Genomic DNA, 26,135 nt, shown 5'->3' with positions numbered 1-26,135 from the left:
AGTGTGGCGTCTGAAAATGGGCGTCGAGGGCGGCCCTGTCGGTGAACGCTTCTGTAGAACGTGCCCGGCTCTTCCTGCATTTCGAACAGGACGTAGTCGAGGCAGCCGGGCTCGTTGCGGGTCGGCTCGATCAGGGCGAGCAGCCCGTCACGCAATGCGTCGCGTTTGCCGGGTTCTGCGGCAGTATTGCCAAGGAAATCACCTTCTCGGCGGAATGTGTCATCATTGCAATCCTTGTGGATAGGGACGCCTGGCGGCGCGAGAGGCTCGGTTGGCGGGATGGCGTCGGGTCTGGAGCAGGCGGCAAGTACGGTCGTCGAGGGAGCCTCCTCCCCATGACCTCTTTTGATCTTTTTGCGCACACACGCCGGCCGTGGCCGCCCCGATGGGGCGGCTTCGCAGCAGGCATCATGCTTTTGCGAAAGAGGAAGGCGGCGCTTCGCCCGCTCGTCTAAAAACCGGAGAGCACGATCTTGCCCTTGGCCCTACCGGACTCGATTACCGCGTGCGCGCGCTTCAGGTTGGCCGCATTGATCGTCCCGAAATGCTCGTTGAGCGTGGACTTGATCTTGCCTGCGTCGACCAGATCCGACACTCTGTTCAAGAGGACATTCTGTTTCTCGATATCGGCGGTCGCAAACAGCGAGCGTGTGAACATCAGCTCCCAATGCAGCGAGATGCTTTTGCGCTTGAGTGGAAGCGCGTCGAGTTGCTTGGGGTCGTCGATCAGGCCGAAACGTCCCTGGGGCGCGATCAGTTCGACGATCTGATCAAGGTGATCGCCGGTATTGGTCGTCGAGAACACGAAGCCCGGCTGGCCAAGCCCGAGGGCTTCGATTTGTGCAGCAAGCGGCTGCCGGTGATCGACAACGTGATGGGCGCCGAGCGATTTTACCCATTCTACCGTTTCGGGGCGAGACGCAGTGGCGATGACAGTGAGGTCCGTCATCGCTCGTGCGATCTGTATCGCGATCGAGCCGACGCCACCGGCGCCGCCGATGATGACGATCGCATTTGCAGCGCCTGCGACCGGGCGGGTGACGTCAAGACGATCGAACAGCATTTCCCATGCGGTGATCGAAGTCAGCGGCAGGGCGGCGGCGGCAGAAAAATCCACCGACCTCGGCTTTCTGCCGACGATACGCTCGTCGACCAGATGAAATTCGGCGTTGGTGCCGGAGCGGTTGATGGCGCCTGCATAGAAGACTTCGTCGCCCGGCTTGAAGAAGGACGCATTCGGCCCGACGGCGCTGACCACACCCGCGGCATCCCAGCCGAGCACCTTCCACTGTCCGGGTTCGGGCTTCACTCCGCGGCGGATCTTCGTGTCGACCGGATTGACCGAGATCGCCTTGACTTCGACGAGGATGTCCCGGCCCTCGGGTTCCGGGCGCTGCAGGTCGATATCGACCAGCGACGTTTCGGCTTCGATCGGTTGGGGGATTTGGTAGGCTACGGCTCGCATTGAATGCTCCATCGGTTGAACGTGGCCAAGATGCGCACTATGCTGCAAGATCGCAAGAACGCACATAAAAAGCCCATAGTGTCGAAAAGGATACCATTGGATGGGACGCACACGCCACGATCGTTTCGACTGCAGTCCGGGATGTGCCGTCGAAGCGACGCTCACCCTGATCGACGGCAAGTGGAAGGGGGTCGTTCTCTACCACCTGATGTCGGGCACCATGCGCTTCAACGAAATCCGCCGGAAGCTGCCGAACGTTACCCAGCGCATGCTGACGAACCAGTTGCGCGAGCTGGAGGCCGACGGCCTGATCACGCGCAAGGTGTTCGCCCAGGTTCCGCCCAGGGTCGACTATGATCTCTCGGAACGTGGCCGCACGCTGGAGCCCGTCATCCTTGCGCTCAAGACCTGGGGGGACGCCAACATGCCGTCGACCTGGAGTGTTGCGGCCTGATTGCCGCAACGGGAGGGCCATACTCACAGGTTTCCACGGTGTCCCACGCCACGACCCTATGCAGTGACAAGCACCCACATCATGCCGGCGAGCGCCGAGGCCAGCAATGTCGCGATCACCGAGGTGTTGAAGCGGAAGATCGCCAGCGCCGCCGCAAGCGTCAGCAAGAGTGACGGCAACACCAGCGAGCTCAGGACAGGCACATCGAGCGCAAGGCTGCCGACGCTCCACGGGACGACCTGCGAAAACAACGTGTGAAGGCCGAACCAGACCGCAAGGTTGAGGATGACGCCGACGACCGCAGCAGTGATGGCCGACATGGCGCCGGTCAGGGCGACATTGCCCCTCAGCTTCTCGATGAAGGGCGCCCCGAGGAAAATCCAGAGGAAGCAGGGCACGAAGGTCACCCACGTCGTCAGCAGCGCGCCCAGCGTCGCTGCCGTCATCGGAGAAAGCGTGCCGGGGTCGCGATAGGCGCCCATGAAGCCGACGAACTGGACGACCATGATCAGGGGGCCAGGCGTTGTTTCCGCCATGCCGAGGCCATCGAGCATCTCGCCTGGTTTGAGCCAGCCGTAATATTGCACGGCCTCCTGCGCGACATAGGCGAGCACAGCATAGGCACCCCCGAAGGTGACGACCGCCATCTTGCTGAAGAACCATCCGATTTCGGTGAAGACACTGTCCGGCCCGACGAGCGCAAACAGCAGCGACAGTGGCGCGAGCCATAGGGCGAGAAACACCGCGGACACCTTCATCGACCAGGTGAGGTTGGGGCGGGCGTGGATCGGTGTTTGTTCACCCAGGGCCGAATCCTCGTCCTTGAGGATCGGCCCGGTTGTTTTGCCGTGGCCGCCGCCGATGCGAAAGAGCGGCGAGCCCAGGCGTCCGCCGATGTAGCCGGCAATGCCGGCCGTCAGGATGATCAGCGGGAATGGGACGCGGAAGAAGAAAATCGCGACAAAGGCTATCGCCGCGATGCCGATCATCAGCCTGTTTTTCAGCGCTCGGCTGCCGATGCGGAAAACCGCCTGGACGACGACGGCAAGCACGGCCGCCTTCAACCCGAAGAACAGTCCTTCGATCACGCTGACATTGCCAAAGGCGGCATAGACGTAGCTCAAGGCCAGGATGGCAAGGAAGCCCGGAACCACGAACAATATGCCGGCGATGAGGCCCCCGGCGGTGCGATGCATCAGCCAGCCGATGTAGATTGCCAGCTGCTGCGCCTCCGGACCGGGCAACAGCATGCAGTAATTGAGCGCATGCAGGAAACGGTGCTCGCCGATCCAGCGTTTCTCGTCGACGAGGATGCGATGCATCACCGCGATCTGGCCCGCCGGGCCGCCGAAGCTTAAGCCTGCGATCCGAACCCAGACCCAGAACGCTTCCGCAAGCGAGATGCCGTGGCCATGGGGCGCCGACGCCTTGCTGGCGTCGGCGGTGTGAACGACATCGGTCATTTCATGCACCCTTTTTCGGCGTGGGCCAGTTGTGCGTTTCACCGGTCGCATCGCGGCACCAGCGGTAGAAGGCATCGTAGAGCAGCATGCCTGCCTGCAACTGCTCATGATCGTCTGCATACATGCGGGAGAGCCCGAGCGAAACCGCAAGCAGGCCGGCGGCCTCTGGAGCGAGATCGAGGCGCGAGGTGTCTGCGCCCCGCACGATGGTTGCCAGCTGCAGCATCGGCTCCGTTGCCAATCCGAATTCTTCGACCATCACGTCGAAGGTGCAGAGGTCGCCCCGATGACTCCAACGGATCGGGGCGTCGATGTCAAAGGGCGTGGCGTCGAAGCGGTCCGCGACGGCTTCGACTTCGGCGGGTGCCACGAACAGGAAGACGGCGTTTGGATCGACGAAGCGCCGAATAAGCCAGGGGCAGGCGATGCGGTCGATCTTCGGGCGTGCGCGCGTGACCCAGAGCGTGTGTCCGTTCGTCTGACGTTTCGGCAGGGCCGAGACGGGCACGGACGGATAGCCGGTTTCGACCCAGGCCTCAAAGCCGCCTTCCAGGACATCGGCCGGAATTCCCGCGTGCCGCAGCCAGGCGGCGACCCCGTGGCTCAGCTTCTTGCCGCGCTGGCAGATGATGACGGCGGATCGTCCCGCGAAGTCGTTGCCCCAGTTCTCAACGAGCCGGTAGTCGCGCCGGAGCGATCCGGGGATCAAGCGCGGATCGGCATCGAAATCCTCGCCGATCCTGACATCGATCAGCGCGGGACATTTGGGAGTACCAATGAGGCGGGCAAGTTTGTCCGGGGAAATTTCAAGAGGTGACGGCATAACGCGTCCTCCGTCTGAGCGGTTGAATGGACGCGATACTTCGGCTGTCGCCTCGTGGGGTGATCGCGACCCCATGGTGATATTTTTCCGCTGTTTCGCGCAGGCTGTCAAGCAGTTGTACGGTGCACCGGGGGGGATTGACGACCGCCGTGTCATCCGGCCGCGTGCAGGCGCCTTTATCTCAGCCTGTTGCTGAACCGGCCCTCCCTCTAGGGACTGCCTTGCTCGATTGTGGCCGGGCGCGCTTGTTCGCCGTCCTCCGCGGAAACATGCTTGGCCGCGGCATCGCTCGTCGTTGCCGGTGCGTGCACCCCGCCCGTGGTCGAAAGACCGGCAAGCCGATGGCCGCGCTCGCGCAACGATTGAAACACGACATAGAGGGCAGGGATGATGAAGATCCCGATCAGCGAGGCCGCAAGCATGCCACCCGCGACCCCCGTGCCGACGGCCCGCCGGCTCAGCATGCCGGCCCCTTGCGCCGTCACCAGAGGGACGAGGCCGACGATGAAGGCGAAGCTCGTCATCATCACCGCGCGGAAGCGGGCGCGTGCGCCTTCGACCGCGGCCTCGACGATGCCAGCACCCTTCTCGCGATGGAATTTGGCGAATTCGACGATCAGGATCGCGTTCTTGGAGGCGAGCGCGATGAGCACGACGAGACCGATCTGGGCGTAGATGTCGAACGACAGGCCCGCCACGAGAACCGAGACCAGGGCGCCCGCGACGCCAACGGCGACCGACAGCAACACGGGAACCGGGATCGTCCAGCTTTCGTAGAGTGCGACGAGAAAGAGATAGGCAAACAGCACCGCCAGCGCGAGGATGGCCGTCGTCTGTCCCGCCGCTTCAAGCTCCTGCAAGGCTGTGCCGGTCCACTCGTAGCTGTAGCCCGATGGCAGGGTTGCCGCCGACAGGGCTTCCATCGCCGCGAGCGCCTCGCCAGACGATACGCCAGGCGCGGGCTGACCATTGAGCGTGATCGAGCGATAGTTATTGTACCGCACGATCGACTGCGGGCCGATGACGTATTCGACGCGCGCGACCGAGGCGACCGGGACCATGCCACCGGACGCGTTGCGGACGTGCAGACGCGAGATGTCGTCGACCGAACTGCGGTCGGCTTCTGCCGCCTGCAGATTGACCTTCCAGCTTCGTCCGAAGAGGTTGAAGTCGTTGACGTAATAGGACCCGAGCGTTCCCTGCAGGGTGTTGAAAAGGTCGCTCACGGATACGCCGAGCGCCTGCAGGCGATCCCGATCGAGATCGAGATAGAGCTGCGGCGAGCTTGCGGAATAGGTGGTGAAGGTGGGTCCAAGCAGCGGATTTTGATTGGCGGCGACGATCAGGCCGCCGGCGGTTGCAGCGAGTTCCGCGGGCGGGCGGCCCTGCAGGTCGAGCAACTGGTATTCGAAGCCCGACCCCGTGCCGAGGCCCATGATCGGCGGCAGGTTGAACGCGAAGATCTGCGCGCCGCGGACGGCCGTGCCTTTGGCCATGGTTGTTGCGATCGCCGCATCGACTGAGCTGGCCGCGCTGGTCCGCTCGGCGAACGGCTTCATCGTGACGATGGCAAAGGCGCTGTTCGATTTGGCCAGGCCATCGAGGAAGCTGTAGCCGGTAACCGTAATGACATCGGCGACACCATCGATGCCGCCGAGCATCTTTTCGACGTCGCGCACAACCGCATCCGTGCGGTTGTAGGACGCGCCCTCCGGCAGCCTTATTTCGGTGAAGTAGGCGCCCTGGTCTTCGCTTGGCAGGAAGCCGGTCGGCACGACACGGAAAAGCCAGCCGCTGGCGCCGATTGCGACGGCCAGGAGCAGGATGCCGAGGATCGCCCGACGGGCGATATGCCCGGCGACATGGACATAGCCATCGCGACCGTTATCGATCCGCCGCGAGAGCCAGCCGAGGACGCCGCGCTTCGGCCCGTGATGCGGCTTCAGCAGGATGGAGCAAAGTGCAGGGCTCAAGGTCAGCGCATTGATGGCGGAGATCACCATCGACACGGATACGGCCACGGCAAACTGCTGGAACAGTTGCCCGCTCAATCCCGGAATGAATGCGACGGGAACGAATACCGACAGCAAGACGAGCGTGATGGCGACGATCGCCCCGGTGATCTCGCCCATGGCGAGACGCGCCGCCTCGGGCGCCTGCATGCCTGGGTTCTCCTCCATCACGCGCTCGATGTTCTCGACCACCACGATCGCGTCGTCGACGACGATGCCGATCGCCAGAACCATCGCCAACAGCGAGACCGTGTTGAGCGAAAAGCCCATGGCAAGGATGATCGCGAAGGTGCCGATCAGCGCGACGGGCACGGCGACGAGCGGGATCAATGTCGCCCTGACATTGCCGAGGAACAGGAAGACGACAATGATGACGAGTACGAACGCTTCCAGCAGCGTATGTACAACATTCTCGACGCTCGCCTCGACGAACTGGGTCGTATCGTAGGAGACGGAATAGGTCAGTCCCTCAGGAAACGACTGGGAAAGGCGCTCCATCGCCTGCTTGACGCCTTCGGCGGCCGCAAGCGCATTGGCTCCCGGTGCCTGGTAGGTGCCGATCATCGCAACCGGCTTGCCGTTGAAGCGGGCGCTCGAATCGGAGCTCGCGGCACCCAGTTCGACTTTGGCAATATCGCGGATGCGCACGAAGGACCCGTCCGGCTCGGCCCTCAGGACCACGTTCTCGAACTGGGCGGGGTCGGTCAGACGTCCCTGGGTCTGCAGGTTGAGCTGAAACAGCGGATCGTCGGTCATCGGCTGCGCGCCGATCCGGCCGATTGCCGCCTGGACGTTCTGCGCCTTCAGCGCGTTGATCACATCGGTCGGCGTCAGACTGAGATTGGTCAGGCGGTCGATGTCCAGCACGATGCGCATGGCATAGTCTTTGGCGCCGAACAGCGAGGCATCCCCGACGCCCGGAACCCGCTTGACCGTGTCCATCAGGTTGATCGTGGCGTAGTTGGACAGAAACAGCGAATCGAAACTGTCGTCCTTGCCGTAGATGGTGATCACCTGCATCAGGGCCGATGATTTCTTGCGCACGCTGACGCCGGTCTGCTTGACCTCCGCCGGTAGCCCGGCCTCGGCAAGCGACACGCGGTTCTGCACGTTGACGGTGGCGATATCGGGGTCCGTGCCGACGGCAAATGTGACGGTGAGCGTGTAGGAACCGTCAGCGCCGCTCGTCGACTTCATGTAGAGCATGTCGTCGACGCCGACGATCTTGCTCTCGATCGGCTGGGCGACTGTTGTTTCGACCACCTCGGCGCCGGCGCCGGGGTAGCTTGCGGTGACGCTCACCTGTGGCGGCACGATGTCGGGAAACTGCGCGATCGGCAGCCGGGTGAGCGCGATCAGGCCCGCCAGCGTGAGGACGATCGAGATGACGGCAGCAAAACGCGGGCGATCGATGAAGATTTCGGAGATCATGCTCAGCCACCCGTCGCCGCCGCTGCGTCAACGACGATGCCCGGTCTGACCTTGCCGACACCTTCGGTGATGACGTTTTCACCTTCCTTGAGCCCCTTGCTCACCACGGAAAGGCCGCGAGCGGAGCGGGAAACGTCGATGCGGCGCAGCTCGACCTTGGAGGCAGCATCGACCACCATGACGAAGGCGCCCTGCTGGTCGCGCTGGACCGCCTGCTCAGGTACCGCCAGAACGTCCTGCTTGTCGGACTGCTCAAGGATAACGCGCACGAGGGTGCCGTCGAGCAGCAGGGAGTTCGGGTTGTCGAACTGCGCGCGCACTGTCACGGTGTCGGTTCCTTGCGCGACGTTGCTGGCGATGAAGTCGATGGTGCCTTTCAGCGGATATTCGGTACCGTTGGGCAAGGTCAGCGCGACATTGGCGCCGCCGGGCATCTCGCCCTTCTGCACCCGCTCCCGGTAGGTCAGGAGCAGCGAGGTGGACACCGGAAAGACGACATAGATCGGATCGAGCCGCGTCAACGTGACAAGCGGCCCGGTATCCGGGCCGACCAGTGCGCCGACATCGGCGGTCGTCAGGCCCAGCACGCCGTCGAAGGGGGCGGTAATCCTGGTATAGGAGAGGTTGAGGTCGGCGCTCTGCTTGCTGCCCTTGAGCCGTACGAGTTCCGCCTCCGCCTTCTTGACTTCGGCGTTAGCGGTATCGACCTTGGCCTGGGAGATCGTATTGCTTGTGATCAGCTGCTTGGCACGGTCTCGTTCGAGCACGGCAAGATCGCGCTGGGCCTCGGCCGCCTGGATCGAACCCTCTATTTCCTGTACCGCCGCCCGATAGGCGCCGTCCTCGACCTGATAGAGCATGGTCCCGGCCGTTACCGTCTGCCCTTCCTTGAAATCGACCGCCTCCAGGAAACCGGCGACGCGTGCGCGGATGTCGACTTTCTGGGTCGCAACGACGCGGCCCGTCAGATCGACGCTTTCACGCAGGTCGACGATCCTGGCGGGCGCCACGACCACGGCCGGCGCCTGCTGCGCGTGAGCGGGCGACAAACTGAATGTGATTGCCAGAAGGAAGGAAAAGACAGAGAAGGCGACTTTCGGCACGGTCATGCCAGGTCCTTTCAGCAACAAGGCCAGGTTCAGTCCCACGTGGTCTGCTCAACCGCACACTAGTCAGGAAAGCTCTTCCTTTGAAGAGTAAATCGCCTTTCTGTAACTGTTACGTCGGCTTTCGACGCACGGTAGCGCGATGCGCAAACCGTGAGCGCCGCCTGGCAGCATGTGGCGTTTGATGCCGAAGATCGACGAGGTGGCGCCGCGATCCACCGGGACGTCAATCCCCTGGGCGCGGACGCATCCCTGCAGTGCGAACGCATCTCTCGGTGCGCACGCCCGGCGCATACCTGACGCTTATGCGCGAGGCATGCCGGCCGGCTCCAGAAACTTGCGAAGTGCTGCGATCCTGAAGATCGCGTTGGCCGCGCCATAGCCGCGGTATCCGCGCCGCTCGACGATCTCGAAGAAGAACCCGCCAGAGAAGGTCGGGCTGTAGAGTTGGAAATACTCGCCGTGCTCGTCCTTGTCGTAGAGGATGTTGTGCGCCTTCAGCCGCTCGGTGAAATGCGGATCGAGCCCGAAACGGGCTTCCAGGTCGTCATAATAGTTGGGCGAGATCGTCAGCGAGACAAAGCCGCGCTCTGCAAGCACGTCTGCAGTCCTGAAGATATCGTCCGTCTTGAAGGCCAGATGCTGAATGCCCGAGCCGAACGTGTCGGCGATGAAACGACCGGCAAGCGTGTTGCGGTTCTCGGCGCCATTCATTGTGATGCGCAGGGATCCGGCGGCGTTCTCTACCACCTGGCTGCGCACGATGCCCGAGGGGTCGATGATGTCGACAAGCGGGGTCTTATGGGCTTCCAGCAGCGAGGTATAGAAGAGCAGCCACGTCAGCAGTTCGTCGTAGTGCATCGTCTGGGCGATGTGGTCGATCGATAACAACCCGGCCGAGGTCGCGCTGAGGTCTTCGACCGGATCGAACTCGACGTCCCATATGCTGCCGAGGTCACTGTGGCGATCGAGGAAGTAGACGATGCCGCCGCCGACCCCGTGAACGGCTGGCATCTCGATCTCGCCCTCGTCCACCGGCTGGGCGAAGGTCTCGGCGCCGAGCGCCAGCGCCCGCCGGTGCGTGGCCCGGGCATCGTCGACGAGCAGGCCCATCGCATAGGCCGAAGTGCCGTGAACCAGGTAAGAAGAGTTGGCAAAGCCGCGGCTTTCCGTGTTGATCACCAGCCTGATATCACCCTGCTGGAAGACGGTGACGCTTTTCGTCTTGTGACGAGCGGCCTTGCGGAAGCCGAGTGTGCGGATCAGCGCCTCGAATTGCGGTGCTTCGCTTTCGTCGATGGTGAATTCGATGAAGGCAATGCCTTCGACGCCTGATCGAGCCGGCATTTCGGGAACGGGGAGGGCAATGTCGGGCTCAGTCCGCCGGACCTGGTCGCCGAGATAGAGCAGCGAGCGCTGGCCATCGACCGAGATCGCCGTCGCCGAGCCGCCGCGAAACTGATCGTTGAAGATCTCGAGCGACAGATAGCCGTCATAGCCGGTGGCCGCGACAGCTCGCATGAACTCGAGAACGGGCAGGTCGCCTTCGCCCGGCATGTTGCGGAAGTGCCGGCTCCAATAGAGCAGGTCCATGTCGATCAGCGGCGCGTCCGCCAGTTGGATGATGAAGATCTTCTCCTTGGGTATGGAGCGGATCGAGTTGACGTCGATCTTGCGCGCCAGCGTGTGAAAACTATCGAGGATGAGGCCGACATTGGCATGATCGGCCCGGCGCACCACCTCCCAGGCATCGCGGTGGTCGTTGATGTGGCGTCCCCAGGCGAGCGCTTCGTATCCGACCCGCAAGTCCCGCCTGGCCGCCCTTTCCCCCAGTTCACGAAAATCGGCGGCAGCCCGGTCAAGACCGCCGAGTGCGGCGGGAGAGACATTGGAGCAGACGAGCACCAGGTCGGTTCCCATCTCCTGCATCAGGTCGAATTTGCGTTCCGCACGGTCGAACGTCCTGCTTCTGAGCGGCTCCGGCATGCCCTCGAAATCGCGGAACGGCTGGAACAGAGAAATCTCCAGGCCATGGTCGCGCACCATCTGGCCGACCTGGCGCGGACTTTCATCGAAAACCAGAAAATCGTTCTCGAAGATCTCGACGCCGTCGAAGCCGGCCTTTGCTATCGCCTCCAGCTTGCTGCGCAGGTCGCCGCTCAGAGAGACGGTCGCGATCGAGGTTTTCATGCGTGTCTCCTTCGATGCCCTGTCGTCAGGCGGTCAGGGCCTTGAAATGGGCAAGCATGCGGGCCGCATCCGGCTCGCGCCCGGTAAACAGACTAAAGGCGCCGACCGCCTGAAACACCGCCATGCCGCCGCCGTCGAGCGTCTTGCAGCCGCGCCGCCTGGCCTCAGTCAGCAGTTCGGTTTCCAGCGGGAAATAGACGACTTCCGCCACCCAATGATGTGGTTCGAGCAGTTCGGCTGGAAGTGGCAGGCCGGGATATTTCGCCATCCCGGTTGGCGTAGCATGGAGCAAACCGTCCGCTGCTCTCATAGCGGATGGAAGGTCGGTGCCGGCAACAATGTGTGCTTGTGGAAACAGCGGCGACATGCTGGATACCAGTGCTTCTGCGCGCTCGATCTCCCGGTCGAACACCGTCAGTGAAGTTAGCCCCATCGATAGGATCGCGTACGCTGTCGCAACGCCGGCGCCGCCGGCGCCGAGTTGCACCGCGTGCGACAGCGCTACTCCGGGCAGACCGCGGCGAAAGCCTTCGGCAAATCCCCACCAGTCGGTGTTGTGGCCGATGCGGCGACCCGCCTTGAGCACGACGGTGTTCACAGCACCGAGATCTCGGGCCTCGTCGGACAGCTCGTCGAGAAAGGGAATGACCAGTTGCTTGCACGGGTGCGTGATGTTCAATCCGCAAAGGCCCCGCTGTTCGGCCTCCCGCAGCAACTGCGGCAGGTCGTCCGGGCTCGCGCCGCGCTGCGTCAGGTCGATCAGCTCGTACTCATAGGTAAGGCCCTGTGCCGCACCTTCGCGCATATGCATGGCCGGTGTGAGCGAGGCTTGAATGCCGGCGCCGATCAATCCGGCTTTCAACGGTTTCAGAAGGGTCTCAGTCATCTCGACGGCTTTCATCAATCGGTTGGTTGCCGACCCGCATAAAAGCGGGCCGGCGGCAGGCTTACTGGCCGCGAAGCGTCTGAAGCTCCTTGAACAGGGCTGCGACAGTGTCGGGACCGATTTCGGCGCTGAACTTCTCGATCATCGGCTTGACGGCGTCGCGCAGCTTCTGGGTTTCCTCCGGCGAAAGCTCACTGACTTCCATGCCGGTCGCCTTGATGTCGGCGATCGCTTTGGCGTCGAACTCGCGCGAGACCTGGCGCTGATAGTCGCGGGCCTCGGTGGCCGAGGTCTGCAACACTACCTTCTCCTCGTCGTTGAGACCGTCCCAGAATTTCTTGCTGATCAGCACGATCTGCGGATTGTACTGGTGACGGGTCACCGTCATGTACTTCTGCACCTCATAGAACTTGGCGTTGAGAATGTTTGCGGCCGGATTTTCCTGGCCGTCGACCGTCCCGGTCTCAAGCGCGGTATAGAGCTCGGTATAGGGCAGCGGCACGGCATTGGCGCCGAGATTGTTGAAGAGCTCGATCGGGATCGGCGACTGGATCGTGCGGATCTTCAGGCCCTTGATGTCCTCGATCTTGGTGACCGGGTGACGATTGTTGGTGAGATTGCGGAAACCGAGCTCCCAATAGCCCAGCCCAACGAGCCCGGTGTCCGGCAAAAGATCGGCAAGGCCGGTGCCGAAGGGGCCGTCCATCACCTTGTCGGCCTCTTCGCCATTGTTGAACAGGAAGGGCAGATCGACGGCGCCGAACTGCTTGACGTTGCTTGCCAGGATGCCGGCGTTCAGAACCGTCATTTCGATCACGCCGCCCTGCAGCGCCGATACGGTCTGCACGTCGCCGCCGAGCACGCCGCCCGGAAACAGCTTGACCTCGATCTTGCCGCCGCTCTTGTCCTTCACCAGTTCGGCGAACTTCTCCATGCCCATCACCTGGGGATGGCCCTTGTTGTTGGCGGCGGCGAACTTGAGCTGGTGCTCGCGGATCTCGGCCAGCGCCGGGCTCGCTGCGATCAGCGCTACCGGCACGGCAAGCCCGAGCGCCATTTTCATCAGTCTGTTGAACATGTTTTCCTCCCAGATTTGGCCGGGTTCTCCCACCGGCCGGTTGAACTTTGCATGTGTTTTTTTGGGCCTAACGCGCAAACCAGGAGACCGGCGCGGTCACCAGTTGCGGGAACAAGACGAGCAGAAGCAGGACGATCAGCTCGGCGATCAGGAACGGCATGACCCCCCTCATGAGGTCTTCCATCTTCAGCTTGGAAACGCCGCAGATGACGTTGAGCACCGTGCCCACCGGCGGCGTGATCAGGCCGATCGAGTTGTTGATGATGAACAGCACGCCGAAATAGACCGGATCGATGCCCGCCTGCCTGATGATCGGCATCAGCACGGGCGTCATGATCAGGATGGTCGGGGTCATGTCCATGGCGGTGCCGACCACGACGACGAGCACCATGATCGCCAAAAGCAGGAGCGTCTGGTTGTCCATCAGCGGCTCGACCAGGGCGGCGAGGTCGCCGGGCACGTCGGCAACCGTGATCAGCCAGGCAGAGACGGCCGAGCAGGCAACGAGGAACATCACGATGGACGTTATCTTCGCCGCTGCCACGAAAACGTGGAACAGCTTGGCCGGCGGCAGCTCGCGATAGATCACCATCGACACGAACAGTGAGTAGACGGCGGCGACGACGCCGGCTTCCGTCGGCGTGAACACGCCGAACTTCAACCCGACTATGATGATAACCGGTAGGAAGAGCGCCCAGAGACTGTCGATGAAGGTCTTCATCCTGATGGCGCCGCTCTGGCGTGGCGGCAGCTGATGCTGCTCCTTGCGCGACACGATCAGCCAGGTCACGCAGAGGGCAGCTGCAATCATCAGGCCGGGGAAAATGCCGGCCAGGAAAAGCTTGGTGATCGAGACACCGCCGACGACGCCGTAGAGGATGAAGCCGATCGACGGCGGAATGATCGGGCCGATGATCGAGGCCGAGGCGAGCAGACCCCCGGCGCGGGCCGGGTCGTGGCCGGATTTCAGCATCATCGGCAACAGAAGTGCGCCGAGCGCTGCCGCATCGGCAACGGCCGAGCCAGAAAGGCTCGCCATGATGCAGGCGGCAAAGATGGCGACGAAGCCGAGCCCGCCGCGGATATGGCCGACCAAGGCCATGGCAAGATCGACGATGCGCCGCGACAGGCCGCCGGTGTTCATCACCTCGCCGGCGAGCATGAAGAAGGGCACGGCCATCAGCGGGAAGCTGTCGGCGCCGTTCAGCACGTTTTGGGCAACGATCTGGGCGTCGTAGAGGCCGAGATACATCATCAGCGCGACGCCGCTGATGATCAGGGCGAAGGCAATCGGCACGCCAAGTGCCATCGGACCAAGCAGAGCGCCGAGGAAAATGGTAACGGTCATCGTCGTCTCCTCAGGGCTTTGCGATGGGTTGGGCGAGCGAAGGAGTCGGGTGGTCGTCGAGGATGGCCTGATCCTCGCTGTCACGCACGAACTCGGCCGTGGCCACATCGATGCGACCCGTGAGCACGCAGAACGCGTCCCAGAGGATGATCAGAAAGGCGGGAATGCCGAAGGCGAGGCCGGCGCCGTAGAAGAAGCCCATGGAAATGCCGGTCGCCGGTGCTGCGACATGCAGATTGATCAGCGTCTGCGTCCAGCTGCCGCTGATCATCAGCCATGTTGCGCCCAGCATCAGTGCCTGACCGCAGAGAATGGCGACCTTCGCGCCGAGCGGCGGCAAGCGGCGCAGCAGCGAGTCGACGCCGAGATGGGCATGTTCCCGCATGGCAATGACGGCGCCGAGAAAGGTCAGCCAGATGAAGAAGATGCGCGACAGTTCTTCGGAATAGGTGATGCCCGTGTTGAAGGCGTAACGCAGCACGACATTTCCGAAGACCAGCACCACCATGCCCGCAAGTAGAAGCGCGATGGCGACCTTCAGCATCAGGAAGCAGAATTCGATTATCCTCACCATTTCGCTCCTCCCAGGCGATCAACCGCGACTTGCGGTCTGTGACATCCGTCATCGATCAGGACATCCAGGCGCGCAAGGCTGGCATGCCGATCTCTCCTCCAAGCGACCAGGATGCCGTTTCAAAATGTACTAACTAGTTCGAATGTCAAGCGGCATGTCTTGAAAGAAACCGGCAAGCCCAATAAGACTTTGGGCAGGACGCGGAGTGGAGCCGCGGTCAATGCGTGACGGCCACGGCCGTTTCTCGTTGAAAATCAAGGGTGAGGAAGTAATTGGGCATGGCGGCGCGAGCAGAGAACGGACGCAAGAACGATCCACAGCGCACGAAGGAGGACATCCTCATCGTCGCGACGGACGAGTTCGCGACCCATGGTCTCGCAGGCGCCCGAGTCGACGCGATCGCCGAAAAGACCCGAACCTCCAAGCGGATGATCTACTACTATTTCGAAAGCAAGGAGGGGCTCTATCTCTCCGTACTCGAGCGGTCCTACCGCAAGATCCGGACGCTGGAGGCCGATCTGCAACTGTCGAGCCTCGCGCCCGAGGCTGCGTTGCGCACCCTGATTTCAACCACCTTCGACCACGATCAGGCCAACCCGGAATTCGTGCGGCTGGTCAGCATCGAAAACATCCATCACGCCGCCCATATGATGCGCTCGGAAGCGATCCGCGATCTCAACGTCTCGGTTATTGAAACCATTGCCGGCATTCTGGAACGCGGTGTTGCCGAAGGTGTGTTCCAGCGCAAGGCAGATCCGATCGACGTGCACATGTTGATCAGCGCGTTCTGCTTCTTCCGTGTCTCGAACCGCTACACGTTCGGCACGATCTTCCGCCGTGACCTTTGCGAGCCGGAGACGATGCAACGGCACAAGGGGCTGATCGCCGATGCCGTGTTAAGCTACCTCAAAACTCAGGAATAGCCCGACAAAACATGTTCAGGCGTTGCGCAGGTGCTCTGTCGGCAACGCGGTCGTATATTTGATCTGGCTGAGCGCGAAGCTCGATCGGATGCTAGAGACGCCAGGGATTGTCGTCAGAAAGTCGACGACGAGCGCCTGATATTTCATCAGATCCTCGACGACGACGCGCAGCATGTAATCCGACTCGCCCGTCATCAGGTAACATTCGACGATCTCCGGCTTGGTCTTGATGGCAGTGCTGAAGACATCGAGTGAGGCGCGGTCCTGCTGCTTGAGCGAGACGTGCACGAACACGTTGACCGCAAGGCCAAGGGCGAAGGCGTCGACGAGCGCGACCGAGCCCTTGATGACCCCACTCTCCTTGAGTTCGTTGACCCGCCGCCAACAGGGAGAGGCGGACAGTCCGGTTGCATCGGCGAGCTCGGCCGTGCTGATCTCGGCGTTCTGCTGCAAGAGATCGAGAATACGGATGGTCGCGGCGTCAAAGCTTGGCGTCTTCTTCGGCATGAAATTTCCTAAAATGGCGTTTCGGCGGTCAGTATTGCCGGTATCGGCAAAAATTCCAACAAAGATAGATCGGATATTTCGCGTCGCTGGGTGTAGCGTTTCCGGGTTCTGGGAGGAGCCGACATGGAAGAGCAGATTCTTTCGACCGCCACGCTGAAATGCCTGAAGGATCTTGAGCGACAGGTCCTCTGGCACGCATGCTGGATGATCCACAACGCCAATCACATCCGGGAAAAAGGCGAGGTGAAAGTCGGCGGGCACCAGGCGTCGTCCGCCTCGATCACCTCGATCATGACGGCGCTGTACTTCCACATCCTTCGGCCGGAGGATCGCGTTGCCGTCAAGCCGCATGCCGCGCCTGTCTTCCACGCCATTCAGTACCTGATGGGCAACCAGACGCGCGAGAAGCTGCAGAATTTCCGCGGCTTCGGCGGCGCGCAATCCTACCCCAGCCGCACCAAGGATATCGACGACGTCGATTTTTCGACCGGCTCTGTCGGTCTGGGTGTCGGTATCACCGCCTTCGCCTCGATCATCCAGGATTACATCGCCTCGAAGCCCTGGGCGCAAAAGCGCAGCGACGGTCGCATGATCGCGCTCGTCGGCGATGCCGAGCTTGACGAAGGCAATATCTATGAGTGCCTGCAGGAGGGCTGGAAGCACGATCTGCGCAACACCTGGTGGGTGATCGATTACAACCGTCAGAGCCTCGATGGTGTCGTTCGCGAAGGTCTGTGGCAGCGGATCGAGGCCATCTTCACCGCTTTCGGCTGGGACGTGAAGGTCGTCAAATATGGCGCCTTGCAGCAATCGGCGTTCAAGGAACCCGGTGGCGAGACGCTGCGCGCCTGGATCGACCATTGCCCCAACCAGCTCTATTCGGCCTTGACCTTCCAGGGCGGCGGCGCCTGGCGCAAGCGGCTGCAGGACGAGATCGGCGATCAGGGGAATGTCAGCAAGCTTTTGGCTTCGCGCAGCGATGACGAGCTTTCCGAGCTGATGAGCAATCTCGGCGGCCATTGCATCCAGACGCTTGCTGAGACCTTTGCCAGTATCGACCATGACCGTCCGACGGTCTTCCTTGCCTATACGATCAAGGGCTGGGGAACGCCGCTGGCGGGGCACAAGGACAACCATGCCGGCCTGATGACCAAGGCACAGATGCAGGACTTCCAGCAGAAGATCGGCGTCAGGGTCGGCGCGGAATGGGAGGAGTTTGCGGCAGTCGCCGATGCCGGAGCTGCGAAGACCTTTTTGAAGAGCGTGTCGTTCTTTGCCCAGGGTACCCGGCGGTTCAAGTCTGAACCGGTGCAATCGGCCGGGCCGGTTTTGCTCGATGACCGCGAACTTTCCACCCAGGCGGGGTTCGGCAAGATCCTCGATGCCCTGGCGCAGCGCGACGATGCGCTTGCCGCCCGCATCGTGACGATGGCGCCTGACGTGACAGTCTCGACAAATCTCGGCCCCTGGGTCAACCGGCGTGGCCTTTTCGCCCGCGACATGCAGGCCGACACGTTCCGCGACGAGAAGGTTCCCTCGGCGCAGAAATGGGCCTTCGGCCCTGGCGGTCAGCATATCGAGCTCGGGATTGCCGAGATGAACCTCTTCCTGCTTCTGGGGGCTGCCGGCCTTTCCCATTCGGTGTTCGGTGAACGCCTGCTTCCGATCGGCACCGTCTACGATCCGTTCGTGGCGCGCGGGCTCGATGCGTTGAACTACGCCTGCTACCAGGATGCACGGTTCATGATCGTCGGCACGCCGTCAGGCGTCACACTGGCGCCGGAAGGCGGCGCTCACCAATCGATCGGCTCGCAGCTGATCGGCATGAGCCAGGATGGGCTTGCCAGTTTTGAGCCTGCCTATCTCGACGAACTCTCGGTGATCATGGATTGGTCCTTCGACTATATGCAGCGCGATGGCGATGCCGTGCACGACGAACGGACGTGGCTGCGCGATACGACTGGCGGTTCCGTCTATCTCCGGCTGACGACCCGTCCGCTCGAACAGATGCAGCGCCGCGAGGATGCGGCCTTCCGCCAGGGCGTGATCGACGGTGCCTACTGGCTGCGCGAGCCGCGACCGAACACCCAGCTGGTGCTGGCCTATCAAGGTTGCGTCGCCCCCGAGGTGCTGATGGCGGCGGGGCGACTTGCGGAACGTCACCGCGATGTCGCTGTGCTGGCGGTGACGTCCGCCGACCGGCTCAACGCCGGCTGGACTGCGGCACAGCGTGCCCGTCGTCATGGCCACCACAGCGCCGAAAGTCACATCGAGGCGCTGCTGGCGCCGCTATCCGATAGCTGCGAGATCATTACCGTGACGGATGGTCATCCCGCCACGCTCGGCTGGTTTGGATCGGTGCATGGCCACCGAACCGTCTCACTCGGCGTCGAGCATTTCGGGCAGACGGGCACGATCGCCGACCTCTATGCGCATTTCGGCATCGATACGGACTCGATCATCGAGGCGGCGGAGTCGATCGCTCTCGGTCGCAATCGCCGCAAGTTCAGGCAGGCGGGATAGGCTCGCGACGCGCTAAGTGGACGTGCGACATGCCCCTTTTTGCCACGGCCGCGGCCTCGCCGAAGCGCTTGCGCCGCTCGACTACACCAGATGGTTTCGCCAGGTTCCGAAGGTTGGCGGGGCCGGTATCCTCTATGTGGCTTATCGCGCCAACCAACTGCCGCTGACGGCCACGATCGAAACATGGGGCGCTCGCGATCGGGCGCTGCCGACACCGGGCTTCATCGCCGAGCTCGACTAAAGCATTTCCAGGAAAAGTGCGAAGCGGTTTTCCGTCAGGAAATGCGTAAAGACAAAGCGATAGAGCGTTTGTGCGGTCCCGTCTAAATCCGAAACGCTCTGGGCCCCAAGGTTCCTCGGGCGCGCTTAGCGCGCTGCTGTAAATTCCCGGGCAATCTGCGCCAAAGTCAGCTTGCCAAACTCGTCGTTGAGCACCGTTTCCGCCGCCAAGAACGCCTTTGACAGATGCGCGTTGACGGCCCGCTCAACGGGGCATCCTGCATGATCGGCGGCCAGCCCCAGCGAAAAGACGGATTTGTCGTTGAGCGCCTTGTGGACATCGAGAACGGATATTTCTTCCGCGCCGCGGGTCAGCAGCCAGCCGCCACCAGGCCCGCCTTCCGAGCCGACGATACCATGCCGTTTGAGTGCCGCCATCGTGCGACGGACCACCACCGGGTTGGTGGAGAGCATCAAGCCGATCGTCTGCGACGTTTCGGTGCCGCCGAGCAGATGCATGTGAACGAGCACATGCAGCATTCTTGAAAGGCGGTTGTCCTGTGGCATCGACCACTCCTATGTGTAACTTAATTTGTTATGAATTATTGACCTGTCGATGTTCGTAACATATTGTGTTGCGCATAGGAATGAAGCGGACAAGGGCACGGTTTTTGATTTCTGTAGCGATATCGTTTCGTTCGAAGCCCGAAAGCGGAACTGTTTGGAGAAGAGAATGCAGGAGCGCCTCGTAGACGCGAATGGAATTCGTTTGAACTTCCTGGAGGCGGGCGAAGGGCCGGCGGTCTTGTTGTGCCATGGCTTTCCAGAAACCGCTTATGCATGGCGACATCAGGTTGCGGCCCTGGCGGCCGCCGGGTTTCGTGCGATCGCGCCGGATATGCGCGGCTATGGCAAGAGCAGCCGCCCTGACGAGGTCGATCAATACACGCTCTTCCATCTCGCCGGCGACATGGTCGGGCTGCTCGATACGCTCGGCGTCGAGAACGCGATCATTGTCGGCAATGACTGGGGCGCGAGCGTCGCCTGGCAGGCGGTGCTGCTGCGACCTGACCGCTTCACCGGCGTCGTGGCCATCGGCGTGCCGATGATGTCGCAACCGCCAGCTCCACCGACGCAGATTTTCCCGAAAACCGCGGATGCACTGTTCTATGCGCTCTATTTTCAAGAGCCAGGTGTCGCCGAAGCCGAGTTCGAGCGGGATGTGGCGTTGACGCTGCGCAAACTGATGTTTGCCGCGTCCGGCGAGGCCGGACCGCGCGACGACGACAGGACGCCAAATCCCTTCGGCATGGTGTCGAAACGCGACGGTCTGCTGGCCAGCCTTCCTGTCCCCGCAAAGCTTCCGGACTGGATCGGCGATGCAGAGTTCGAGAATTTCGTGCACGCTTTCCGGCAAAGCGGCTTTTCCGGAGGGCTGAACTACTACCGCAATCTTGATCGGAATTGGGCACTGCAATCCTGCCTGAAGGGAAAGCTCGTCGACGTTCCGGCAGTATATCTGATGGGGGAGCGCGATACCGGATTGGCCATTCCCGGCATGCGCGCGATCATCGCCGAGATGCCGCGACTGGTGCCAAAGCTGGTGGATACCATCTTCCTACCCGACTGTGGGCACTGGGTGCCGCAGGAGCGGCCCGATGATGTCAGCACTGCCATCATACGGTTCGCTCAGGGCTTGTAACGGAACCAAGAGCCAGCCGTTACCCTCGCCTGTCAGTGCGGCGTCGCCGACAAATCCTAAGCCGGTAGAAGCGCGCCGAAAAAGGCACGGCATCGAAGCTGCCTTGGTCGGCAATCTGGGCGGGAAACACAGGGAAACCGCATCAGCGCCCGTACTTCCGCATGACCTCGAGAAGTGGTTCATGTCTGATGGCTTCGATCTTGAACCGGTCATGCGCGGTGCCGCCTGAATCTTCCGCTGCGATCATGGCGTTGACCACCGCCTCTTCGACGGTGTCGACCGTTGCCAGATAGACGGGATCGAGCATTTCGTCATTGACGATCTCAAGCGCGAGGCGCGGCGGAGCGCGGTGCGCCATCGGCTGCGGGTTGGCGGTCGAAAACGCCAGGAAGATGTCGCCGGAATTGTTGCCGCCGGGCGTGCCGTTGCGGCCGATGCCGATCGAGGCGCGACGGGCGAGGCGTTGCAGCTGGTGCGGGGCCATCGGCAGATCGGTGGCGATCACGACAATGATCGACCCGCGCTCCTGCATCTGGCTCTGCGGCGTGCCATCGCGCATGTGCTCGCCGACCGGTACGCCGCAGATTGTCAGCCAGTCCCGCTGGCCATGGTTTGCCTGCACCAGCGTGCCGATCGTGTAATCACGCCCGCCAAACTCGACGACCCGAGAGGCGGTGCCGGTGCCGCCCTTGAACCCATAGGCGATCATGCCGGTTCCGCCGCCGCAATTCCCCTCCTTAACAGGTCCGCCGCTGGCAGCGTCGAGTGCTGCCCGGACCTCGGCTTCGCCGATGGGCTGGCCGTTGATGTCGTTCAACACGCCGTCATAGGTCTCTGCGACCACCGGCATGATCCAGAGAAAATTGTCGCTGTCATAGGTGGAGGCATAGCGCTCCAGCATCCACTTGATCGTGGCGTGATGGGTCATGCCGACCGCATGGGTGTTGGTGATCATCACCGGGCCGAGGAAGAAGCCGCCATCCTCGATCCAGTGAGTGCCGGTCATTTCGCCGTTGCCGTTGAAGCGATGCACGCCCGCATAAACCGGGATGGGCACGGCCGAGCCAGCATGTGGCAGGATGGCGGTGACCCCGGTTCTGACCGGGCGCTTGCGCCCCGGGCGCGGCACGTCTTCTGAGATTGTGTGGAAGCCGACGGCGATCCCTGCGACATCGGTGATGGCGTTCAGGGGGCCGGTCCGGCCCTTGAATGGCAAGCCGAGGTCCCGGGCGCGTGTTTGAGAGACGGTTTTGCGTTTGTTGTCCATGATCATTTCTGCCGGGAGCGGAGGTAGAGGCCGAGAGAGGCGACGACGAAGGAGAAGGTCAGCATCATCACCGCGATCGCATTGATCTCCGGCTTGATGCCGCGGCGAAGCATGGCGAAGATGAACATCGGCAGCGTCGTCACATCGACGCCGGCGATGAAATAGGTGATCACCAGATCGTCCATCGAGATGATGAAGGCGAGCAGCGCGCCGCCGACGATGCCGGGCAGAAGCTGTGGCAGCACCACCCGTCGAAAGGTCGTCCATTCGTCGGCGCCGAGGTCGGCCGAGGCGTTTTCGAGTGTTCTGTCCATGCCGGCCAGCCGCGCTGAGACAACGATGAAGACATAGGAAATCAGGAAGGTGCACTGGCCGATGACGATCGTCGTCAGGCCGAGGCTGATCCCCGAATTGACGAAGAAGATCAAAAGCGCGATGCCGAGCACGATGTCGGGCATCAGCATCGGCATGAACATGATCACCCGGTAGAAACGCTGACCGAGAAAGTCGAAACGGTAGAGGCCGATCGCGATGGCCGTGCCGAAGACGGTGGCGATCAGTGTCGTGGAGGTGGCGATGACGAGGCTGTTCCACACCGCCTGAATAAGCTGGCCGGTCGATTCGATATAGAGCGCATTCTCGGAGATCGTCGTCTTGAAGCCGAGCACCTGGGCGTACCATTCGGTGGTGAAGCCGGTCCAGGTCATCATGTTGACCGGGTTGGCGTTGAACGAATAAACGGCGATCACCACCAGCGGGATGTAGATGAAGGCGAAGAAGAGAGCGGTGTAGGCGAGCAGGCTTCCGCGGAAGAGGGATTGAGCGATCTTCATGGGGGACCTCAGCGAGCAAGTGCTGCGTCGGTGCCGCGGCGGCTAGACGCGAGCACATAGACGAGCAGCAGCACCAGCATCACGCTCATGACCATCATCGCCAGCGCCGAGCCGAACGGCCAGTTGCGGGCGGCCAGGAACTGCTGCTCGATGAGATTGCCGAGCATCATCACCTTGGCGCCGCCGAGAATGGCCGGGACGACGAAATTGCCGAGCGCCGGAATGAAGACGATGATCGCGCCGCCGGCAATGCCGGGAGCCGTCAGCGGTAGGATAATGCGCCAGAATGTGCGGATAGGCCCGGCGCCGAGATCGAGCGAGGCACGCACCAGCGTCCAGTCCAGCTTCTCGACGCTGGCATAAACAGGCATGAACATGAACGGGATGAAGACATAGACCATGCCGAGGATGATCGCGCCGTCCGTATAGATCAGGTCCAGCGGCCGGGCGATCAGTCCCGTCGACAGCAGCATCTCGTTGACGAGGCCGGTCTGGCGCAGGATCAGCACCCAGACGAACAGCCGCACGATCAGGCTGGTGAAGAAGGGCAGGGTGATGAGGAACAGGCAGAAATTCTTCCATCGCTCCGACAGGCGGGCGATGCAGAAGGCCGCGGGATAGCAGACCAGCAAAGCGGCAATAACGGTGAGTGCGGCGATCTTCACCGAGCGGATGAAGATGGCGATATAGACGGGATCGAAATCCTCGAACATCGGATCGGCAAAGCCGAGGATGCGGCCGAAATTGTGCGGGTAGAAGGTCCATTCCACGCCACCGTAGAGGCCTGGCGCCAGAAAGCTCGTGACCATCATGATGGCGAGCGGACCGAGGAAGAAGACGGCGAGGAACAGGGAAACGGGACCGAGCAGGACGGCGAGCTGGACGCGGCGGCGAATGGCGATCGACATGTCACGCCTCCGCGCAAGGGTGAATGAGGTGTACGGCTGCCGGGTCATAGGCGAGCCGGGCGCGGCGCGTCCGCTCGATGTCGCCGATCAGGCTGCGACGGCCGGCGGGGATCTCGGCGACGATCTTTCTGCCCGCCTGTGTGCGGCCGAACAGCTCGAACGTCGAGCCGACGAAGACGATGGCTTCCAGGTCGATGTGGAGACAGGGAAAGGGAAAGGGCTCGGCTTCATCGGCGAGGAAGAACTGCTCAGGCCGGATCAGCGCCGTCGCTGCACCCGATGCCGCTGACGGCGTTCGCCGATGGCGGATTTCCGTACCGTCGCTGGTCATCAACCGGTCGCCATCGATCCTGCCTTCGAAGAGATTGCTTGCACCGATGAACGTCGCGACGAAACTGTTGACCGGGCGGTCATAGATCGCGCGGGGCGTATCGAGCTGCTGGATGCGCCCACCCGAAAGAACGGCGACGCGATCCGACATGGTGAGCGCTTCCTGCTGGTCGTGCGTCACGAAGATGAAGGAGATGCCGAGCTCGTGCTGCAGTGTCTTCAGCTCTATCTGCATGGCCTGGCGCAGGTTCTTGTCGAGGGCCGAAAGCGGCTCGTCGAGCAAAAGCAGTTTCGGACGCGCGATGATGGAACGCGCAAGCGCGACCCGTTGCTGCTGGCCGCCGGAAAGCTGGCGCGGGCGCCGGCCCTCCATGCCCTCAAGGCCCACCATCTTCAGGGCGGCTGCCACCTGCTCGCGCCGCCTGGCCTTGGCGACGCCGGCGACCTCAAGCGCATAGGCGGTGTTTTCACCGACCGTCATGTGCGGGAAGAGCGCGTAGTTCTGGAAGACCGTGTTGACGGGGCGGCGATAGGGTGGCCTGTCGGTCATGTCCTCCGCGTCGATCAGGATGCGTCCGCCGTCGAGCTCGACGAAGCCGCTGATCGCCTGCAGCAACGTGGTCTTGCCGCAGCCGGATGGTCCGAGAAGCGTGAGGAACTCGTTGCGCCGCACCTGAAGATCGATGGCATCAAGCGCTGTCACGCTCCCGCCTTCCGGAGTGGCGAAGGCTTTGCTCGCCCCCTCCAGCCGGACAATGGAATCCTGCATCTGTCATTCCCCAAAATGTTATTTAAATAACTCTTGTGCGTTTTGGATATATTGATACCATTTACTCATCGGTGTCAACGGCCGCAGAAGCCGGAGCCGGCAAGGACCAGGGAACGGTCCGATCCTGGGGGCGCAAGTCCCCACGAACCATCAGAGGAGACTATCTATGACGAAAGCAAGCCGCGTCGTCCGGGCGACCAGGGCCAAACTCTTCGGCCCCGCACGGGCCGCCGCATTCTCGCTGTCCGCCTTGATCGCCATGACCGGCCTCGGCCATGCCGCCGAGCTCAACATCTACAACTGGGGCGAATACATCAATCCGGCGGTCCTGAAGAAGTTCGAGGAGGAGACCCAGATCAAGGTCAACCTCTCCACCTATTCCTCCAACGAGGAGATGCTGGCGAAGATCCAGGGCGGCGCGACCGGCTATGACGTCGTCTTTCCGTCGGTGCACATGCAGGACATCATGTCCAAGCTCGACCTTCTGGAGAAAACCGACATCAATGCCTATGAAGGTTTCAAGAACATCGACCCGGCGTTCCTGAGGGCTAAGAGCGACCCCAAGGGCGAGTTTTGCCTGCCCTACGCCTTCGGAACCGTCGGCATCGTCTACAACCGCAAGGTCCTGGGCAAGGACGTCGTCGGCTGGAAGGACCTGATTGCGACCGTCAAGGAAAAGGGGCTGAAGTTCACTCTGCTCGACGACATGCGCGAGGTTCTGGCCGTGGGCTTGATCCTCAACGGCCACAAGGTCAACTCGACCGACCCCGCCGAGCTGCAGCAGGCGGCCGATACGATCATCGCGATGAAACCTGACGTCGCTGCCTTCACCTACGATACCCGGCCGATGGTGCAGTCCGGCGACGTCGCCGCCGGTCATTTCTTCGTCGGCGCGATGGTCGACGTCTTTGCCAACCAGAAGGACCTTGGCTACGTGATCCCCGAGGAAGGCGCGACCATGTACCAGGAGGATATCTGCGTCCTGAAGACCGCGCCGAACAAGGATAGCGCCATTAAGTTCCTGCAGTTCTACACCCGTCCGGAAGTCGCCGCGCTCAACGTCTCCCAGCAGACCAACGGCACCGCCAACGTACCGGCACGGCAATTGACCCCCGACCAGATCAAGAATAGCAAGGAAATCAATCCGACGCCCGAAACGATGCAACGGCTCCAGATCTTCGAGGACCTGGGCTCCGGCGTGCGCCAGCTCGATCGTGTCTGGACGAAGGTGAAGACGGCGCAGTAGCGGCGACAAAGATCGGCAATTCCGCCCGCCTGCCGCAAGTTAAAAGGCGTTGCAGCGTCGTTTGCGCGTCATATCCGA

The 26,135-nt window shown here is 62.1% G+C and carries 23 protein-coding genes; 7 read left to right on the top strand and 16 right to left on the bottom strand.

Going from position 1 to position 26,135, the window contains the following annotated elements; translation table 11 throughout:
- Nucleotides 1-41: 41 nt before the first annotated feature.
- Nucleotides 42-455 carry a hypothetical protein gene (locus tag ASD02_RS39125; protein ID WP_057212850.1) on the top strand — a complete coding sequence of 138 codons (414 nt, stop codon included), beginning with the start codon at nt 42-44 and terminating at the stop codon, nt 453-455.
- On the opposite strand, the gene ASD02_RS05210 is transcribed toward ASD02_RS39125, so the two are convergent.
- Nucleotides 452-1,465 carry a zinc-binding alcohol dehydrogenase family protein gene (locus ASD02_RS05210; protein ID WP_057212848.1) on the bottom strand — a complete coding sequence of 338 codons (1,014 nt, stop codon included), beginning with the start codon at nt 1,463-1,465 and terminating at the stop codon, nt 452-454. The two genes, ASD02_RS39125 and ASD02_RS05210, sit on opposite strands and share 4 nt — an antisense overlap.
- 100 nt (nt 1,466-1,565) lie before the next feature.
- Between ASD02_RS05210 and ASD02_RS05205 the strand changes: the two genes are divergently transcribed.
- On the top strand, nt 1,566-1,919 hold the full coding sequence (locus ASD02_RS05205) for a winged helix-turn-helix transcriptional regulator (RefSeq protein ID WP_057221930.1): 354 nt from the start codon (nt 1,566-1,568) through the stop codon (nt 1,917-1,919).
- Between the two features lie 56 nt (nt 1,920-1,975).
- Here the strand turns inward: ASD02_RS05205 and chrA are convergent, their stop codons facing one another.
- The 9 genes from chrA to ASD02_RS05160 form a co-directional block, all read right to left on the bottom strand.
- The gene (gene chrA / locus ASD02_RS05200; protein WP_057212844.1) at nt 1,976-3,382 is read right to left on the bottom strand and encodes a chromate efflux transporter; all 1,407 of its coding nucleotides are present in this window, start codon (nt 3,380-3,382) and stop codon (nt 1,976-1,978) included.
- A gap of 1 nt (nt 3,383) precedes the next feature.
- Nucleotides 3,384-4,205: a sulfurtransferase/chromate resistance protein gene (locus ASD02_RS05195; protein ID WP_057221929.1), complete on the bottom strand. Its 822-nt coding sequence runs from the start codon at nt 4,203-4,205 to the stop codon at nt 3,384-3,386.
- Between the two features lie 209 nt (nt 4,206-4,414).
- A complete protein-coding gene (locus ASD02_RS05190) occupies nt 4,415-7,648 on the bottom strand; it encodes a multidrug efflux RND transporter permease subunit (RefSeq protein WP_057221928.1) in 3,234 nt (1,077 codons plus the stop codon).
- A 2-nt stretch (nt 7,649-7,650) separates the two neighbouring features.
- Entirely contained in the window at nt 7,651-8,757 is a 1,107-nt protein-coding gene (locus tag ASD02_RS05185; protein ID WP_025429388.1) for an efflux RND transporter periplasmic adaptor subunit, read from the bottom strand.
- A gap of 300 nt (nt 8,758-9,057) precedes the next feature.
- The gene (locus ASD02_RS05180) at nt 9,058-10,944 is read right to left on the bottom strand and encodes a sugar phosphate isomerase/epimerase and 4-hydroxyphenylpyruvate domain-containing protein (protein ID WP_057221927.1); all 1,887 of its coding nucleotides are present in this window, start codon (nt 10,942-10,944) and stop codon (nt 9,058-9,060) included.
- Nucleotides 10,945-10,969: 25 nt separating this feature from the next.
- Complete coding sequence (locus tag ASD02_RS05175) at nt 10,970-11,830, bottom strand: shikimate dehydrogenase (RefSeq protein WP_057212971.1); 861 nt, start codon at nt 11,828-11,830, stop codon at nt 10,970-10,972.
- 61 nt (nt 11,831-11,891) lie between these two features.
- Nucleotides 11,892-12,908, bottom strand: coding sequence for a TRAP transporter substrate-binding protein (locus tag ASD02_RS05170; RefSeq protein ID WP_057221926.1), 1,017 nt, complete (start codon nt 12,906-12,908; stop codon nt 11,892-11,894).
- A 67-nt stretch (nt 12,909-12,975) separates the two neighbouring features.
- Nucleotides 12,976-14,256, bottom strand: coding sequence for a TRAP transporter large permease subunit (locus tag ASD02_RS05165; protein WP_057212834.1), 1,281 nt, complete (start codon nt 14,254-14,256; stop codon nt 12,976-12,978).
- Nucleotides 14,257-14,266: 10 nt separating this feature from the next.
- Complete coding sequence (locus tag ASD02_RS05160; RefSeq protein WP_057212832.1) at nt 14,267-14,830, bottom strand: TRAP transporter small permease; 564 nt, start codon at nt 14,828-14,830, stop codon at nt 14,267-14,269.
- A 278-nt stretch (nt 14,831-15,108) separates the two neighbouring features.
- Between ASD02_RS05160 and ASD02_RS05155 the strand changes: the two genes are divergently transcribed.
- Nucleotides 15,109-15,753 (top strand): TetR/AcrR family transcriptional regulator, encoded by a 645-nt coding sequence (locus ASD02_RS05155; RefSeq protein ID WP_025429381.1) that lies wholly within the window; start codon nt 15,109-15,111, stop codon nt 15,751-15,753.
- A gap of 15 nt (nt 15,754-15,768) precedes the next feature.
- Here the strand turns inward: ASD02_RS05155 and ASD02_RS05150 are convergent, their stop codons facing one another.
- On the bottom strand, nt 15,769-16,260 hold the full coding sequence (locus ASD02_RS05150; RefSeq protein ID WP_025429380.1) for an Lrp/AsnC family transcriptional regulator: 492 nt from the start codon (nt 16,258-16,260) through the stop codon (nt 15,769-15,771).
- A 123-nt stretch (nt 16,261-16,383) separates the two neighbouring features.
- Between ASD02_RS05150 and ASD02_RS05145 the strand changes: the two genes are divergently transcribed.
- Both ASD02_RS05145 and ASD02_RS05140 read left to right on the top strand, forming a co-directional pair.
- The gene (locus ASD02_RS05145; protein ID WP_057212830.1) at nt 16,384-18,783 is read left to right on the top strand and encodes a transketolase; all 2,400 of its coding nucleotides are present in this window, start codon (nt 16,384-16,386) and stop codon (nt 18,781-18,783) included.
- Between the two features lie 16 nt (nt 18,784-18,799).
- Nucleotides 18,800-19,024 (top strand): hypothetical protein, encoded by a 225-nt coding sequence (locus tag ASD02_RS05140; RefSeq protein ID WP_057221925.1) that lies wholly within the window; start codon nt 18,800-18,802, stop codon nt 19,022-19,024.
- A 125-nt stretch (nt 19,025-19,149) separates the two neighbouring features.
- Here ASD02_RS05140 and ASD02_RS05135 read toward each other — a convergent pair whose 3' ends face one another.
- Nucleotides 19,150-19,569: an Rrf2 family transcriptional regulator gene (locus tag ASD02_RS05135; RefSeq protein ID WP_057209948.1), complete on the bottom strand. Its 420-nt coding sequence runs from the start codon at nt 19,567-19,569 to the stop codon at nt 19,150-19,152.
- Between the two features lie 166 nt (nt 19,570-19,735).
- Between ASD02_RS05135 and ASD02_RS05130 the strand changes: the two genes are divergently transcribed.
- A complete protein-coding gene (locus ASD02_RS05130; RefSeq protein WP_057212826.1) occupies nt 19,736-20,704 on the top strand; it encodes an alpha/beta hydrolase in 969 nt (322 codons plus the stop codon).
- 142 nt (nt 20,705-20,846) lie between these two features.
- Here the strand turns inward: ASD02_RS05130 and ASD02_RS05125 are convergent, their stop codons facing one another.
- The 4 genes from ASD02_RS05125 to ASD02_RS05110 are packed head-to-tail and all read right to left on the bottom strand — an operon-like array spanning nt 20,847 to nt 24,811.
- Entirely contained in the window at nt 20,847-21,971 is a 1,125-nt protein-coding gene (locus ASD02_RS05125; RefSeq protein WP_057212824.1) for a P1 family peptidase, read from the bottom strand.
- A gap of 2 nt (nt 21,972-21,973) precedes the next feature.
- Nucleotides 21,974-22,804, bottom strand: coding sequence for an ABC transporter permease (locus ASD02_RS05120; protein ID WP_057209943.1), 831 nt, complete (start codon nt 22,802-22,804; stop codon nt 21,974-21,976).
- 8 nt (nt 22,805-22,812) lie between these two features.
- Nucleotides 22,813-23,712, bottom strand: a complete 900-nt coding sequence (locus ASD02_RS05115) for an ABC transporter permease (RefSeq protein WP_057209942.1) — start codon at nt 23,710-23,712, stop codon at nt 22,813-22,815.
- Between the two features lies 1 nt (nt 23,713).
- Nucleotides 23,714-24,811: an ABC transporter ATP-binding protein gene (locus ASD02_RS05110; RefSeq protein ID WP_057212822.1), complete on the bottom strand. Its 1,098-nt coding sequence runs from the start codon at nt 24,809-24,811 to the stop codon at nt 23,714-23,716.
- A 166-nt stretch (nt 24,812-24,977) separates the two neighbouring features.
- On the opposite strand from ASD02_RS05110, the gene ASD02_RS05105 reads away from it, so the two are divergent.
- Nucleotides 24,978-26,057 (top strand): spermidine/putrescine ABC transporter substrate-binding protein, encoded by a 1,080-nt coding sequence (locus tag ASD02_RS05105; RefSeq protein WP_082523732.1) that lies wholly within the window; start codon nt 24,978-24,980, stop codon nt 26,055-26,057.
- Nucleotides 26,058-26,135: the final 78 nt, after the last annotated feature.

Origin of the sequence: Ensifer sp. Root1252, assembly GCF_001425885.1 — a bacterium.
In the GTDB taxonomy this organism is placed as follows: Bacteria; Pseudomonadota; Alphaproteobacteria; order Rhizobiales; family Rhizobiaceae; genus Ensifer; species Ensifer canadensis.
Note: the sequence above shows the minus strand (reverse complement) of the source record. Positions and strands in the feature narration are given on the sequence as shown.